At 68.4% G+C, this 13415-nt stretch carries 13 protein-coding genes; 5 read left to right on the top strand and 8 right to left on the bottom strand.

The annotated features are described in order from the left end of the window. Positions 1–10: 10 nt before the first annotated feature. The 3 genes from H3H37_RS11185 to H3H37_RS11175 form a co-directional block, all read right to left on the bottom strand. Entirely contained in the window at positions 11–1087 is a 1077-nt protein-coding gene (locus tag H3H37_RS11185; RefSeq protein ID WP_220456405.1) for a GGDEF domain-containing protein, read from the bottom strand. A 409-nt stretch (positions 1088–1496) separates the two neighbouring features. Continuing rightward, entirely contained in the window at positions 1497–2354 is an 858-nt protein-coding gene (locus H3H37_RS11180) for a pyridoxamine 5'-phosphate oxidase family protein (RefSeq protein WP_220456404.1), read from the bottom strand. Next, complete coding sequence (locus H3H37_RS11175) at positions 2351–2986, bottom strand: glutathione S-transferase family protein (protein ID WP_182162385.1); 636 nt, start codon at positions 2984–2986, stop codon at positions 2351–2353. Before H3H37_RS11175 ends, H3H37_RS11180 begins: the two co-directional genes overlap by 4 nt. Before the next feature lie 106 nt (positions 2987–3092). On the opposite strand from H3H37_RS11175, the gene H3H37_RS11170 reads away from it, so the two are divergent. Further along, positions 3093–4178 (top strand): LysR family transcriptional regulator, encoded by a 1086-nt coding sequence (locus tag H3H37_RS11170; RefSeq protein WP_182162383.1) that lies wholly within the window; start codon positions 3093–3095, stop codon positions 4176–4178. On the opposite strand, the gene H3H37_RS11165 is transcribed toward H3H37_RS11170, so the two are convergent. The 4 genes from H3H37_RS11165 to H3H37_RS11150 form a co-directional block, all read right to left on the bottom strand. Then, the gene (locus H3H37_RS11165) at positions 4084–6534 is read right to left on the bottom strand and encodes a hybrid sensor histidine kinase/response regulator (protein ID WP_182162381.1); all 2451 of its coding nucleotides are present in this window, start codon (positions 6532–6534) and stop codon (positions 4084–4086) included. The genes H3H37_RS11170 and H3H37_RS11165 overlap by 95 nt on opposite strands. Further along, positions 6531–6917, bottom strand: a complete 387-nt coding sequence (locus tag H3H37_RS11160; protein ID WP_182162379.1) for an Hpt domain-containing protein — start codon at positions 6915–6917, stop codon at positions 6531–6533. Before H3H37_RS11160 ends, H3H37_RS11165 begins: the two co-directional genes overlap by 4 nt. After that, the gene (locus H3H37_RS11155; protein ID WP_182162377.1) at positions 6914–8602 is read right to left on the bottom strand and encodes a sensor histidine kinase; all 1689 of its coding nucleotides are present in this window, start codon (positions 8600–8602) and stop codon (positions 6914–6916) included. The genes H3H37_RS11160 and H3H37_RS11155 overlap by 4 nt, the downstream gene beginning before the upstream one ends. Positions 8603–8712: 110 nt before the next feature. Then, positions 8713–9363: a response regulator gene (locus H3H37_RS11150; protein WP_182162375.1), complete on the bottom strand. Its 651-nt coding sequence runs from the start codon at positions 9361–9363 to the stop codon at positions 8713–8715. Between the two features lie 241 nt (positions 9364–9604). On the opposite strand from H3H37_RS11150, the gene H3H37_RS11145 reads away from it, so the two are divergent. The 4 genes from H3H37_RS11145 (at position 9605) to H3H37_RS11130 (ending at position 13089) form a co-directional block, all read left to right on the top strand. After that, positions 9605–10483 (top strand): GGDEF domain-containing protein, encoded by an 879-nt coding sequence (locus H3H37_RS11145; protein ID WP_182162373.1) that lies wholly within the window; start codon positions 9605–9607, stop codon positions 10481–10483. Positions 10484–10499: 16 nt separating this feature from the next. After that, positions 10500–11561, top strand: coding sequence for a response regulator (locus H3H37_RS11140; RefSeq protein ID WP_182162371.1), 1062 nt, complete (start codon positions 10500–10502; stop codon positions 11559–11561). After that, a complete protein-coding gene (locus H3H37_RS11135; protein ID WP_182162369.1) occupies positions 11558–11803 on the top strand; it encodes a helix-turn-helix domain-containing protein in 246 nt (81 codons plus the stop codon). The genes H3H37_RS11140 and H3H37_RS11135 overlap by 4 nt, the downstream gene beginning before the upstream one ends. Positions 11804–11919: 116 nt before the next feature. Further along, a complete protein-coding gene (locus H3H37_RS11130) occupies positions 11920–13089 on the top strand; it encodes a GGDEF domain-containing protein (protein ID WP_182162367.1) in 1170 nt (389 codons plus the stop codon). Between the two features lie 54 nt (positions 13090–13143). Here H3H37_RS11130 and H3H37_RS11125 read toward each other — a convergent pair whose 3' ends face one another. Then, positions 13144–13392, bottom strand: a complete 249-nt coding sequence (locus tag H3H37_RS11125) for a hypothetical protein (protein WP_182162365.1) — start codon at positions 13390–13392, stop codon at positions 13144–13146. Positions 13393–13415: the final 23 nt, after the last annotated feature.

Genomic DNA, 13415 nt, shown 5'->3' with positions numbered 1-13415 from the left:
GGCGGCGCCGTCAGAACAGGTCGATGCTGCCCGACTGGACTTCCGCCAGCCGGCCCGTGCGGATCAGCTCATCGTAGAAATAGATGCGGTTGCGGCCATCGGCCTTGGCTTCATACAGGGCGCGGTCGGCGCGGTTGATGATGGTCTGCGGCAGCACCGTGGGATCGGCCATGCTGAAGCCACCGCTGATGGACAACCGACCCACCTGCGGGAAGATGAAATGGGCCACGGCCTGGCGTGCCCGCTCGAAGATCTGGGTGGCGGTGGCCACGTCATTGGCGGCCACGATCACGATGAATTCCTCGCCGCCGTAGCGGTACAGCAGGTCCGAGCGGCGGAACGCGCCTTCCAGCAGGCGCGCCGTCAGCAGCAGGATCTCGTCACCGATGATGTGTCCGTGGGTGTCGTTGACCTGCTTGAAGTGGTCGATATCGAGCACGCCCACCCAGTAGTTCTGGGCCCGGCCGCCGCGCCGGTTGGTCTGCGGGCGCTCGCCGCCATGCTTGTGGCGCTGCGCCAGCACGTCCCACATGCGGTTCAGGTTCAGTTCCAGCGAATAGCGGTTGAGCAGGCCCGTGAGGCGGTCGCGCTGGCTGGCGTCGAGCAGCGCGTAATAATTGGAGAACACTTCCAGCACGCCGTGGATGACGGCGTGCTCGGTCGGCGTCACCTCATGGTCACGCTCGAACACGAAGTAGCCGCACAGGTGGTCGGCCCCGTGCAGCGGGTAGCCAATCAGGTAGCCATCGCCCTGCTGGCGCGTGCTGCTGCGGTCGAGCAGTCGCAAGGTGTCGAGCAGGTTGGCGACGGCCGGATCGAGCTCGATGGCGCTGCTCAACTCCTCGATCTGGTCGCTGGTGCGCTGCAGCTCCCCGCCCACGATGGCCGCGTCGCGCGTGTGGTGCAGCGCGCGCGTGACGATGCCCTGCTCGTCCACCCGGTACAGCGAGGTGCGCTTGATGCCCAGCACCGGTCCCAAGGTGCGCAGCAAGCTTTGCTCGACCAGGTGCATTTCGCGGCAGGCGGTCATTTCTCCCAGCTGTTTGAGTACGCTGGGCGCGGGGCGTTCCGATTTCAGAGTCAGCATGATGTCATTCCAGGTGCGGGTACAAAAGACACTCCGGCGGGCGCGCTATGCCAGGGCGGGAGGGTCGGGTCTCGATGTTGTTTCAGCGGGAAGCGCGCATCGGAAGTCTGGGCAAGGGCGGGACGCCTTGCGACACGGCGCGGCGGCGAAGGCCACGCGGGATGCCTGCGGTACAAACGAATGGGGGGCTGCGGGGATGGGGCGGCCGGCGCCGGATTTTGTCCGATTTTGCCTGCCGTGCCGCATGGGAGCGGCGGCGCAATCCCTGACAAATAACGCTTTGCACGCATCGTAGCAAGGAATGACGACTGCAACAAGCGACAATTTGTGACAATTGGAAATTTGTGGCCACCGGGCGGGCGTGGCGGCCCGCCCCGCAGGCCAGGGACTTCTTTCTCCTCCGGGCGTCTCACTCCTCCGGGCGCGGGCGCCAGCGCAGCGGCACGGCGCCGCGCCGCAGTGTGCCGCGCTCGACCTGCAACCGCCACAGCCGCTCGGCGCCAGGCAGGCCTGCGGTCTCCCCCGTCCATTGCACCTCGGCCCGTCCTTGCAGGTGGAGCACGTCGCCTGTGGTGTAATCGATCACCAGCAGGGCCACCCGGTCATCGATCAGCATATTGCCCAGCGTGTTGAAGTAGCGGTTGCCAGCGTAATCGGGCACGGTCAGCGTGTCGCCGTCCATCTGCACGAAGCCCGGTGCGCCGCCCCGGTGCGAGATGTCGGCGCCGTACTGGCCGCCGGTGGTGGCCACGAACAGCGTGTCGGCGGCGGCCAGCATGTCGCGCGCCTGCTCACTGATGCCCTCAAAGCTACCCTCGGCCGCCGCCGCACCTGTCTCCGCCGCCGGCACCACGTCACGCAGCCGGATATATTTCGGACAGTTGCCGAACGATTCCCCAACGTCGATGGTGAACCCGGCGCCATCCACTTGCGCGATGACGCCATTGGCGCGGTTGCGGCGGCGCGTGCTGAAATCCAGTCCCAGCACGCCAATCCGGCTACCCACCGGCACATCGAGCGGCGCAGCCACCCGCAACGTCGCCGGGTCCGGGCTGTGCACGAAGCCGGGCGCGCCGCTCAGCACCGTGGCGCGCGGCCAGCCATCGTCCTCCACCGTGGCCACCAGCAGGAACGGCAGCATGGCAAAGAATTCGCGGTGCTGCTCCGGCATGTAGCTGCGGATGGCGCCGCCGCTGCTGCCTTTGCCGGCCAGTTGCTGGGCGCGCAGCTCGCCGGGGTGGAAGGGGCCGTCCATGGCGGCGCTCATGTGCGCACCGGCGGTGTGCTTTCGGGCATGGGGACGAAGCCGGGCAGCGCCTCGACCCGCTGCAGCCAGGCCCGCACGGCAGGATAGGCGTCCAGCGCCACCCCGCCTTCGGGTGCGCGGGCCACGTAGGCGTAACAGGCCACGTCGGCCAGCGTGGGCCGGCCGGCGGCCAGGAAGGTGCGCGCGGCCAGGTGCTGCTCCATGAACGCCAGCACGCGCGCCGCGATGGCGTGGGCGCGCGGCACGTCGGCGTCCAAGTTCCACAGCGCGTTGGCGCGCGCGGCAGCCGGGCCGAAACGCAGTTCGCCCGCCGCCACCGACAGCCAGCGCGTGATCTCGGCCGCTACCACCGGGTCATCCGACAGCCAGCCGCCATCGGGCGCATAGCGGCGCGCAAGGTAGGTGAGGATGGCGTTGCTGTCGGCCAGCGCCAGGTCGCCGTCCTGGAGCACGGGGATCTGGCCCAGCGGGTTCATGGCGCGGAAAGCGGCGCCGGCGCGCACCTCGGGCGGCGCGGCGACCAGTTCGTAGGGCAGGCCCAGCATGTGCAGCAACAACTCGACCCGGTGCACATGGCCGGACAGATGGGTGCCGTGCAGGGTCAGCGTGGGGGTATGGGCAGGGGTGGTCATGGTTGCGTCCTCGTTTGGTTGGTCGGTGCAGCCATGGTAGGCATTCCACTATTTGATGTAAATAATGCTATAGTGGAAATTACTTTTTCACTTACCGGAAGAATCAGTGGATCGTCTGGACGAACTGGCCGTCTTTATCGCCATCCTCGACTGCGCCAGCCTCAGTGGCGCCGCGCGCCGCCTGCGCCGTTCCGCGCCGGCCGTCACGCGGGCGCTGGCCGCGCTGGAGGAACGCCTGGGGACCCGGCTGATCGAGCGCACCACGCGCCGGCTGGCGCCCACCGAGGCCGGACTGCGGCTGGCCGACATGGCGCGCCGCGTGCTGGCCGACTATGAACAGGCCGTGCGCGAGGACCCGGACGCGCCGCTGCGCGGCAAGCTGCGCATCACGGCGCCGCAAGTGTTTGGGCGCCGCCACGTGACGGCGCTGGTGATGCGCTTCCTGGACGCCCATCCCGCCATGCAGGTGGAACTACTGTTCAACGACCGTAACCTGGACCTGATCGAAGAAGGGCTGGACCTGGCCGTGCGTATCGGCCCGCTGGCCGACGCCGGCATGGTGGCGCGCCGCGTGGGCGAGGTGCGGCGCATGGTGGTGGCCAGCCCCGCCTATCTGGCGCGGCACGGCACGCCGGACACGCCGCAGGCACTGGATGGACATGATGTGGTGTTCACGGCGATCCGCTCGCCCCAGGAGGAATGGCGCTTTCGCCACGCCGGACGCGATCTGGCCGTGAAGCTGGCGCCGCGCCTCACGCTCAACGACACGGAGGCGACGCTGGTGGCCGTGCGCGACGGCTTCGGTCTCGGACGGGCGTTGTCCTACCAGGTGGCCGACGACCTGGCGGCCGGCACGCTGGTGCGCCTGCTGGCCGACTACGAACCGGAACCGCTGCCGGTGCACCTGGTGGTGTCGAGCGCGCGCTACATGGCGCCCAAGCTGCGCGCCCTGCTCGAATTCCTCGCCGAGCGGCTGGCCGCCCTGCCCCCGCTGCAACCGCAGGTGCAGGTGCAGGCGCAGCCCCATGTGCGGCCGCAGAAGCAGCAGCGCACGCCTGCGGCCTCTGCTTCGACTTCGGCTGCTGTCGCGGCCCCGGCTACGGCACCGATGGCGGCGGCGCCGGCATCGGCGGCGGCGCGGACGGCAAACGCCCCCAGCGCACCACCATCGCGGAAAACTCGGCGGCCGTGAAAGGCTTGGACAGGTAATCGTCCATGCCGGCGGCCAGGCAGCGCTGGCGGTCGCCCTCGATGGCGCTGGCCGTCAACGCGATCACGGGCAAGCGCGGGGCGCCCGTCTCGGCCTCGCGCTGGCGCAGGCGCCGGCAAGCCTCGTAGCCATCCATCACCGGCATCATGCAATCCATCAGCACCAGGTCGTAGCGGCCCGTCTCCAGCGCTTCGAGCGCCAGTTGGCCGTTGATGGCTTCGACCACCTCGCAGCCCAGCCGCGTGAGCAGGATGCGCGCCAGCTGGCGATTCATTTCCGTATCCTCGGCCAGCAGCACGCGCGGCGCCTGGCCCGGTTCGGCCGCCGCCGGCGGTGCGGCCGGCACATTGCTATCGCGAGGCGCTGATCCGGCCAGCGCACCCGGCGCGGGCACGGGTTCGGCGGCCCGCGCCGGCCACGACGACGCCCCGTCGGCCGTCCCGCCATTGACGGCGCCGGCCGGCGCATGCAAGCGGCAAGGCAGCTCGACCCGGAACACAGAACCCTGTCCGGGCGTGCTGCTGCATTCGATGTGGCCGCCCATCAGGCGCACCAGGCGGCGGCAAATGGCCAACCCCAGGCCCGTGCCGCCGTACTGGCGGCTGATGGTGCTGTCGGCCTGGATGAACGGCTCGAACAGGCGGTGCTGGGCCTCGCTGTCCATGCCGATGCCGCTGTCGCGCACCGTGTAGCACAGGCGCCAGTTGCCGCTCCGCCCCGCCTCGGGGCGCGCCTCCAGCCCGATGGCCACGCTGCCGGACGGCGTGAACTTGATCGCATTGCTGACCAGGTTACCCAGCACCTGCCGCAAGCGGGCTGCGTCGCCATACACCTTGCGCGGGCAACTGCCCACCACCACCTCCAGCTGCAGACCCTTGGCGTCGGCGCTGGCGCGATGCAGGGCCGCCACCTGCCGCACCGGTTCGGCGGGATCGAACAAGCCTTGCACCAGCTCCATGCGGCCCGATTCGATCTTGGAAAAGTCCAGCACCTCGTTGATGATCTGCATCAGCTCCAGCACGCCGCTGTGGACGTTGCGGGCATAACCGCGCTGGGTCGCGTCGAGCTGCGTGCCGAGCATCAGTTCAGACATACCGACGATGGCGTTCATCGGCGTGCGGATCTCGTGGCTCATCATGGCCAGGAAGCGCGACTTGGCTTCGCTGGCCGCGTCGGCCATCCGCATCAGGGCGCGCGCCTGCTCCGCATCCTGCTCGCGCCGTTTGAGCAACTGGCCCATCATCCAGAACGCCACCGACAGCGCCACCAGGCTGCCCAGCGCGATCCCGCCCAGCAGGCGCAGGTTGCGCCAGTAGCCGGCCAACAGCAATTCCTCGGTGATGGTGGCGTTGATCACGAGCGGATAATTACGCACCAGCCGCACCGCGCCCATGCGGTACACGGGCTGGCCGCCGGCCGCCTCGCGCGGACCGGCGCTGAGCCGCACGTCATGATCGAGCCCGCGGGCCAGCACCTGGCTGGTGTTGCCGGTGACCACGCGCTTGCCCATGATCTGCTCCACCTGCGGCCAGCGCGCCAGCAAGGTCTGGTCGCGCCGGTACAGCGAGATGGCCGCGTGCTCGCCCAGGCTCACGTTGCGGAAGAACTGGCTGAAGAAATCGCACGACACCCCCACCAGCACCACCCCGGCGAAGCGCCCCTGGCTGTCGTTCAGGCGCCGGCTCACGTAGAAGGTCCATTTGCCATTGCCCTTGTTGCGCACGGGCTCGCTCAGGAACGGCGCGTTGTCCGCGTGGTCGCGGTGGTAGGCGAAGTAATCGCGGTCGGCCAGGTTGATGGGTGGCGGCGGGAAGCTGCGCGTGAAATTGAGCACCGTGCCGTCCGCATCGACCACGGTGGCCACATCGATCTGGGGCAAGCCGCTGATCTTGTCGCGCATGGTCTGGAACAGCGGTTCATTGCGGGTGGCGGCGGCCAGCGGACCGGGCGCGCGCACCTGGATGCCATGCACCACCTCCGTCAACCCGTCCAGCACCAGGTAGGTCGACGCCATGGTCTGCGATACGTTCTCGGCCAGCACCAGCGACAGGCTGCTCATGTCGCTGCGCCAGTCCTCGATGGCGCGCTGCCGCAGCAGCCAGGCCGCCCCCAGCGTGGCCAGGCATAGCAACAGGATCACGGCGCCGCCGATCACGGCCGCCGCCTGGCGCGCGCTCAGGCCGGTCCAGCGCAGCGGGTGGCGCCGCTCGCGCCGGCGTGCGCCATCGGCCCCCCCTGGCGCGCCGGCCGCCTCGCCCGCCGCCGTGTGTTCCGCCGCACGCTCCCCGGTGCGCTCTCCTGCGCGCTCAGTTGTACGCTCATTCCTGCGCTCCGTCATGCGCCCCCCGCCGGCGCGCCCAGGTAGTGCACGATGCTGTCGGTCACCTCGTCCATCACCAGCCCGAATTGCAGTTCCAGCTCGGGCCACAGGGCCGCCAACCCGGCGCCGGCCGCGACACCTGCGCCAGCCTCCTGCTCGATGCGCTGCAGCAGCGCGCACAGCGCGTGCGCGCCCACCAGGACGGCGCTGCCTTTCAAAGCATGGCTCTCGTGCGCCAGCGCACGCGCATCCCCGGCCGCGCGCGCGGCGCGCATGCGCGCCAGCGCCGGCGGCGCGATGGCCAGGTACACCTGCGACAGGCTGCGGAACGTCGGCAGGTCGCCGGCCACGGCCTTCATCAGCACGTCGGGCGCAATCGCCTGGTAGCGCGGGCCGCTCATGCCGGCTCCGCCACGGGGAGCGACGCGTCCACGGGCCGCACGGGCGGCGCCAGCGGCGGCAGCACGACGGTGAACACGCTGCCCTGTACCGATCCGGGTTCGCCCCAGATCCGGCCCTCCATCAGGCGTACCAGCCGGGCCGCGATGGCCAGTCCGACCCCGGCGCCGCCCTTGGCGCGGCTGGCCGAGTCGTCAAGCTGGGTGAAGATCTGGAACAAGCGCCGTTGCTGTTCGGGCGAGATGCCGCAACCGGTGTCCGTCACGCGCAGCAGCAAACCTTCGGACACGGGCAGCACGTCAAGCTGCACGGCACCGTAGCTGGTGGCGGCCAGCGCATTGCGCAGCAGGATGTCGAGCACGCGCAGCAGGCGCGCGCGGTCGCACACGAATTTCTCAGGCAGGTCGGGGCCGTAGTTGACGCACAGGCCCACGTGGCGCTCGGCAGCGGCGTCGCGCTGCATGCCCAGCGCCTGCTCCATCACCTCGCGCAGGGGCTCGGGCTGCAGGGCGAGCGTGGTGCGGCCCGATTCCAGCGCACTCAGCTCCAGCACCGACTCGATCAAACCGAGCAGGCGGCGTCCGCTGCTCTGCACGGCCCGCGCGAAGCCGCCCAGGCGGCTGTCGCCCAGTTCCTCGGCCAGCAGCTCGGAATAACCGAGGATGCCGTTGAGCGGCGTGCGCAATTCGTGCGACATATTGGCCAGGAAGCGCGACTTGGCCAGGCTGGCCGCGACGGCCTGCTCGCGGCGCGCGATCAACTGCGCCACCAGCACGATGATGGCGCCGCTGAACAGCGCGATCAGCACCGTGGTGGCAGTGGCCAGGCGCAGCGCCTGGCTGCGCCGCACGCCGAAGTTGACCATGCGGTCTTCCAGGTCGATCCCCACCACCACGTACAACGGGAAATGATCGAGCTTGGCGTAACGATAGATGCGGCGCCGGCCATCAATGGGACCATCGGCCGTCATCCCGCCATGGCCCTGGGCGACGATATTGGCGAACAGCTTGCTGGTATGGATGTCCTGCCCCAGCGACGCCTCGCCGCCCACGCGCCGCACCCGCATCACGCCGTCCGCGCCCACCAGGGCGATCACGCCATGCGGGCCGACGTCGATATCGCGGTACAGGCGGATGAAATACTCGGGGTCCATCGACACCACCACCACGCCCTTGAAGCTGCCGTCCGGGTAGTTGATGCGGCGCGTGAGCTGCAGCGACCATTTGCCCGACACCCGCCCCAGCACGGGCTGGCTCACATACAGCTGGCCCGTGTCGGTGCGCATGTGGACGCGGATGTGCTCACGGTCGCTCAAGTTCATCGGCTTGAACGGATGACTCGACAGCACCACTTCACCATGCTGGTCGACGATGGAAAACAGGTTATACAGGTCGAGCGTGCCCAGGCCGCTTTTGAGTTCGGCGGGAATGTCCAGCGCCAGCCCCTGGCTCTGGTAGCGATGGCGCAGGAAAATGACGGCCTGGTCGGCCGCCTCCAGCGTGCGGCTGGCGTGCTCGTCGGACAGGCGCACCAGCGCCTGCGCGTCGCGCTCCGCATCGGCCAGCTCGGTGCGCTTGGCGTCGGCCAGCTGGGTCAAGGTCAACCACCACAGACCGGCGATCAGCAACAGCCCGAAGCAGGCCACCAGCCAGCGCACATCCAGTTTCTTGACTGACCCTCGCCACATTTCGCTCTCCCCGCCGCGGCCGCCACGGGCCGGGGTGGCCGCGCGCTGCGCCTGCAATCAGATAGTGCTCCAGTTTCAAAGAAATGTCAAATTCGTTTAATTTGATAAAATCATTTCAACTCACGCAGGCGCTGGGCGATGCAGCCCCGCAGGTAACCGCGCAGCTCGTCATAATTGACGGGTTTGGCAAAGAACACCACGCCAGGCGGCACGCCGCCGCGCTCCTCCAGCTGCTGCTCCGTGAGGCCGGACAGGATCGCGATCCGCATCGAGGCCAGCTTGGGGTCGTCCAGGATGGTCCTGATGACTTCGTAGCCATCGATGCCATCCATGACTATGTCGGCCAGCAACACGTCAGGCTGGCCGCGCGCGATCTGCAACAAGGCCTGGTAACCGTTCTCGCAGAACGTCAGATGCACAGGCAACTCCCAGGCGTCGATCTGGCGCTCGTACAAGGCGCGCTGCATGGGATTGTCTTCGATCACCATGATGGACACACGGCCATCGGCGCCCAGCGGGCGGGCCGCGGCGGGCACGGCGGCTAGCGCGGCCCCGGTGCGCGCGCCGCCGGCCAACGCCGGCGCGGACTTGTACGCGAGCACCGCATGGCGCGGAATGCGGCGATGGCCGCCCTTGGTCTTCCACGCCTCGATCACGCCCGCTTCCACCAGTTGTTGCACTGACGACACAGAAATGCCCAGGATCTCGGCCGCCTGCTGCGTCGTACACACTTCGTCTGGCGCGTCTTCCTTGATTTTCATGTGAGGACTTTCGGCAAAATTAATTTTCGCAATTCCAACAATTCGCAAATAAATTCATTATAATTGGTTCAGGCGCTGGAAATTTTGGCATTTCCCTCCACGCCACTAGGGGCATTATGCCGCCAAAACGTCCACAGGCATAGCGGTGGGCCGGGCTGGCGCGATGCGAATTTGCGAATTGCGCGGAAATACCGTTTTTTCCGCGCCGAATGACGCACGCCGGCGACGGCGCGAGGCCACGATGAACCGACCAGACCAGACCTTCCATCCCCGCCGCCCGCACGGCGCGCCCCTGCCCTTGTATCCGGCCCGGCCCGGCGTGGAGAGCCTGCGGCCCTTGCCGCTGCTGGTCGCTGCCCTGCTGCTGCTGGGCGCCCTGCTGTACGCCCCGCGCTTGGCGGTGTGGGAACACACGCTGATCTTGGTGGTGCTGGTGGCCGGCGGCGCCGCCCTGGCCCTGCGGGCCGTGCTGGAATCAGGGCGCCTGCTGTCCCTGAACTCGGCGCCTGTCGCCGCCACCGGCACCGCCAGCCCGGCCAGCGCCGCCACGCCACAGCCAGCGGCGCCACACCCAGTCCTGCGGCTGGTCACGCCCGCAGGTGAACCGGAAGCCGGCGCGCAGCCGGCCCACGCCCCCTCATACCGTGGCGGCCACGATGGCGCCGCCGATCCGCTCACGGGCAGCTACAGCCAGCACGAGTGCCGCAAGATGCTGGCCATGATGTTCGTGCGGGCCAGCCGCTTCCACAGTCCGCTGTCGCTGGTCATGGTGCGGATCGAGCAGTGCGAACGGATCGGCGCCCTGTTCGGCGCCGCCGCCGCCGACACCGTGCTGGTTGAACTGGCCGCCTTCCTGCACCAGCAGGTACGCAGCAGCGACGTGGTGGCGCGCTGGGACGACGCCGCGTTCGCCCTGCTGCTGCCGGGCACCACGCATGCGGAAGCGGAGGAACTGGCGGCCCGCCTGCGCCATCTGATCGGCCACACGTTCTTCGCCGGCTTTAGCCACCTGAGCTGCGCCATCGGCGTGGCCGACAACGGCCAGCATGCCAGCGCTGAAGCCCTTGCCAACGCTGCCACGCGGCTGGCTACCCCATCGGCGCCCGCGCGCCAGGCCTGAACCGGAGCACATGACCATGGACGTGTTGATCGTCGACGACGAACCGACCAATCTCGAATTATTCAGCCACATGCTGGCCACCACGGTCGGCGCCACGCCACGCCTGGCCAGCGACCCGGTGGCGGCGCTGGACTGGTGCGCCACCAACGAACCCGACCTGGTGCTGCTCGACTACATGATGCCCACCATGGACGGCCTGGAATTCCTGCGCCGCTTCCGCGCGCTGCCGGGCAAGGCCATGACGCCGGTGGTGATGGTGACGGCCGACACCGAGTCGGCCGTGCGCCACCAGGCCTTGCAGCTGAGCGCCAACGACTTCCTGACCAAGCCCGTCAACACGGCTGAACTGCGGGCCCGCGTCGGCAACCTGCTCACGCTGCGCAAGGCCCAGCGCGAGCTGGCCAACCGCGCCACCTGGCTGGCTGACGAGGTGCGCAAGGCGACGGCCGCCATCGCCGAGCGCGACCGCGAGATCATCCTGCGCCTGTCGCGCGCGGCCGAATACCGCGACCCGGAGACGGGCGACCACCTGCTGCGCATGGCGGCCTACGCGGCCCTGACGGCGCGCAACCTGGGCATGGACCCGGACCAATGCACGCTGGTGCGCGACGCCGCGCCCATGCACGATATCGGCAAGGTGGGCATCGCCGACAGCATCCTGCTCAAACGCGGCCGGCTCACCAGCGAGGAAGTGACCGTCATGCGCGGCCACGCCCGCATCGGCGCCGACATCCTGGAAGGCAGCAGCTCGCCGCTGCTTCAGGTGGCGGCCCAGATCGCGCTGTCGCATCATGAGAAATTCGACGGCAGCGGCTATCCACAGGGACTGATCGGCACCGCCATTCCCATCTACGGCCGCATCACGGCCGTGGCCGACGTGTTCGACGCGCTCACCTCGGAACGGCCCTACAAGAAGGCCTGGACACTGGAAGCGGCGGCCGAGCACTTGCGCGCCGGCGCCGGCGCCCACTTCGATCCCGATTGCGTGCGCGCGCTGCTGGCCGACTGGCCGGCTGTGTGCGCCATCCATCAACAACACAACACGACTCCCTCCCAGCCTGAAAGGAAAGCAGCATGACAACCGCGCCCCGCCGCCCGCACAAGCCACGCAACCCGCACCGCCTGCTCGACACCGTGATCGCGCGCCATGACCTGAAGAACGACGCCGCCCTGGGCAAGGCGTTGCAAGTATCGGCGCCCCGCCTGAGCAAGATCCGCCACGGCAAACTGGCCGTCAATGCCGACCTGGTGCTGCGCATCCACGAGACCTTCATGATCCCCATCGCCGAGCTGAAAAGCCTGACCATGGAATGCAAATGACACTGCCAACAGGCACAGGGTGCCGGCCTGCGCCGGCTTTCCCGAAGCGTTTGACCCAGATCAAACACGAATAACTATTCACTTGCTATTCTGAATCTAAAGAATCGGAAAATGCGATGAATGCCACCCAGCGGCCCCCGGCCGCCCACCACGCCGCCCACGCGGCCTCCGCCGGGACGCCGCTGCGCCCACCCGCCCTGCAGCGCCTGGGCCTGCAGCGTTTGCGGGCCCTGCCCCAACCGGCCGAGCGCGCCATGCATGCCCAGCACGACGCGGAACTGGAACAGATGCTGCCTGTGCTGGGCCCGCTGTTCGGCCTGGGTATGTTGCTGTTCACCGTGTGGGACATGCTGCTCGATCCCCACCTGGCCCGCTACACGCTGGCGCTGCGGGCACTGGCCGTGCTAGCCGGCAGCGCCGCCTACTTCCCCAACGCGCTACGCTGGAGCGTGGAATGGCGCTGCACCCACATCTACGTCACCCATGTCTGCGCGCTGATCCTGTGCGCTTTCATCCTACCGCAAGGGCTGGTGTATGGCCTGGCCGGCATCGCCGCCTGCGATTTCGCGGCCGCCCTGTGCACGCTGCGCCTGCCCGTGTTCGCGCGCATGCTGGCCGCACCCACCGTGCTGTACGTGGTGCTGAGCGCATGGCGGCTGCCGTGGCTGCTGTGCGTGAGCGGGCTAATGCAATACGCCTTCACCGTCGCGCTGGCCACCGTCATGCTGCTGGTGATGCGCATGTTCCAGCAAAAGTCCTTCCTGCTGGAGCAGCAATTGCTGCACCTGTCGCAGCACGACAGCCTGACAGGCGCCTGCAACCGACGCTATCTTGAGGAAGTGGCCGAGCGCGAACTGGCCCTGGCCCAGCGCCATGGCCGCAAGCTGGCCGTGGCGATGCTCGACATCGATCATTTCAAGCAGGTCAACGACCAGTATGGCCACGAGACGGGTGACCGCGTATTGCAGGCGCTGGTGCGCACCTGCCAGGGGGAATTGCGCGAAATCGACCATTTCGGCCGGCTCGGTGGCGAGGAATTCGTCTGCGTGCTGCCGGAGACGGACCGCGACGATGCGCTGCGCTGCGCGGAACGGTTGCGCCATAGCCTGTCGATGCTGGCCATTGCCACCCCGTTCGGGCCGCTCCATTTCACCGTCAGCGTGGGGGTGGCCGTGTATGGCCCCGGCCACGCCAACTGGCCGGCCTTGCTGCATGATGCCGACCTGGCCCTGTACCGCGCCAAGCACGACGGCCGCAACCGGGTCGTGCTGGCCAGCCTGCGCTGAACGCAGCCCGGCCGCGCTGGCGGCCGGTGGCCAGGCCGATATTCAGGCCGATATTCAGGCCAGCCGCACCAGCGGGTTGGCGATCAGGTTGTCGATCTGGCGGATCGCTTCGTCGCAGGCGGCGGCGATGGCGTCGTCCTCCGTCTCGCGCAGGAACTGCATGGTGGCGCCTTCGAACACCTCCACGCCGTCCACCCCGGCGCGGGCGATGTCGCAGCTGGCTGTCCACCGCCTGTCGCTGGTGGGCAAGGCCACCGGCATGATTTCCCAACCCTTGTAGTGGATTTTCGACTGCTGGTCCATGGTCCTCTCCTTACGGTTCACCC

Source organism: Rugamonas brunnea (assembly GCF_014042345.1).
Classification (GTDB): Bacteria; Pseudomonadota; Gammaproteobacteria; order Burkholderiales; family Burkholderiaceae_D; genus Rugamonas; species Rugamonas brunnea.
This window is presented reverse-complemented; position numbering and strand designations above follow the sequence as displayed.

Excerpts from the sequence above, each read along its gene's own strand:
- H3H37_RS11185 (WP_220456405.1), bottom strand. The coding sequence starts at position 1,087 with ATGCTGACTCTGAAATCGGAACGCCCCGCGCCCAGCGTACTCAAACAG.
- H3H37_RS11180 (WP_220456404.1), bottom strand. The coding sequence starts at position 2,354 with ATGAGCGCCGCCATGGACGGCCCCTTCCACCCCGGCGAGCTGCGCGCC.
- H3H37_RS11175 (WP_182162385.1), bottom strand. The coding sequence starts at position 2,986 with ATGACCACCCCTGCCCATACCCCCACGCTGACCCTGCACGGCACCCAT.
- H3H37_RS11165 (WP_182162381.1), bottom strand. The coding sequence starts at position 6,534 with ATGACGGAGCGCAGGAATGAGCGTACAACTGAGCGCGCAGGAGAGCGC.
- H3H37_RS11160 (WP_182162379.1), bottom strand. The coding sequence starts at position 6,917 with ATGAGCGGCCCGCGCTACCAGGCGATTGCGCCCGACGTGCTGATGAAG.
- H3H37_RS11155 (WP_182162377.1), bottom strand. The coding sequence starts at position 8,602 with ATGTGGCGAGGGTCAGTCAAGAAACTGGATGTGCGCTGGCTGGTGGCC.
- H3H37_RS11150 (WP_182162375.1), bottom strand. The coding sequence starts at position 9,363 with ATGAAAATCAAGGAAGACGCGCCAGACGAAGTGTGTACGACGCAGCAG.
- H3H37_RS11145 (WP_182162373.1), top strand. The coding sequence starts at position 9,605 with ATGAACCGACCAGACCAGACCTTCCATCCCCGCCGCCCGCACGGCGCG.
- H3H37_RS11140 (WP_182162371.1), top strand. The coding sequence starts at position 10,500 with ATGGACGTGTTGATCGTCGACGACGAACCGACCAATCTCGAATTATTC.
- H3H37_RS11135 (WP_182162369.1), top strand. The coding sequence starts at position 11,558 with ATGACAACCGCGCCCCGCCGCCCGCACAAGCCACGCAACCCGCACCGC.
- H3H37_RS11130 (WP_182162367.1), top strand. The coding sequence starts at position 11,920 with ATGAATGCCACCCAGCGGCCCCCGGCCGCCCACCACGCCGCCCACGCG.
- H3H37_RS11125 (WP_182162365.1), bottom strand. The coding sequence starts at position 13,392 with ATGGACCAGCAGTCGAAAATCCACTACAAGGGTTGGGAAATCATGCCG.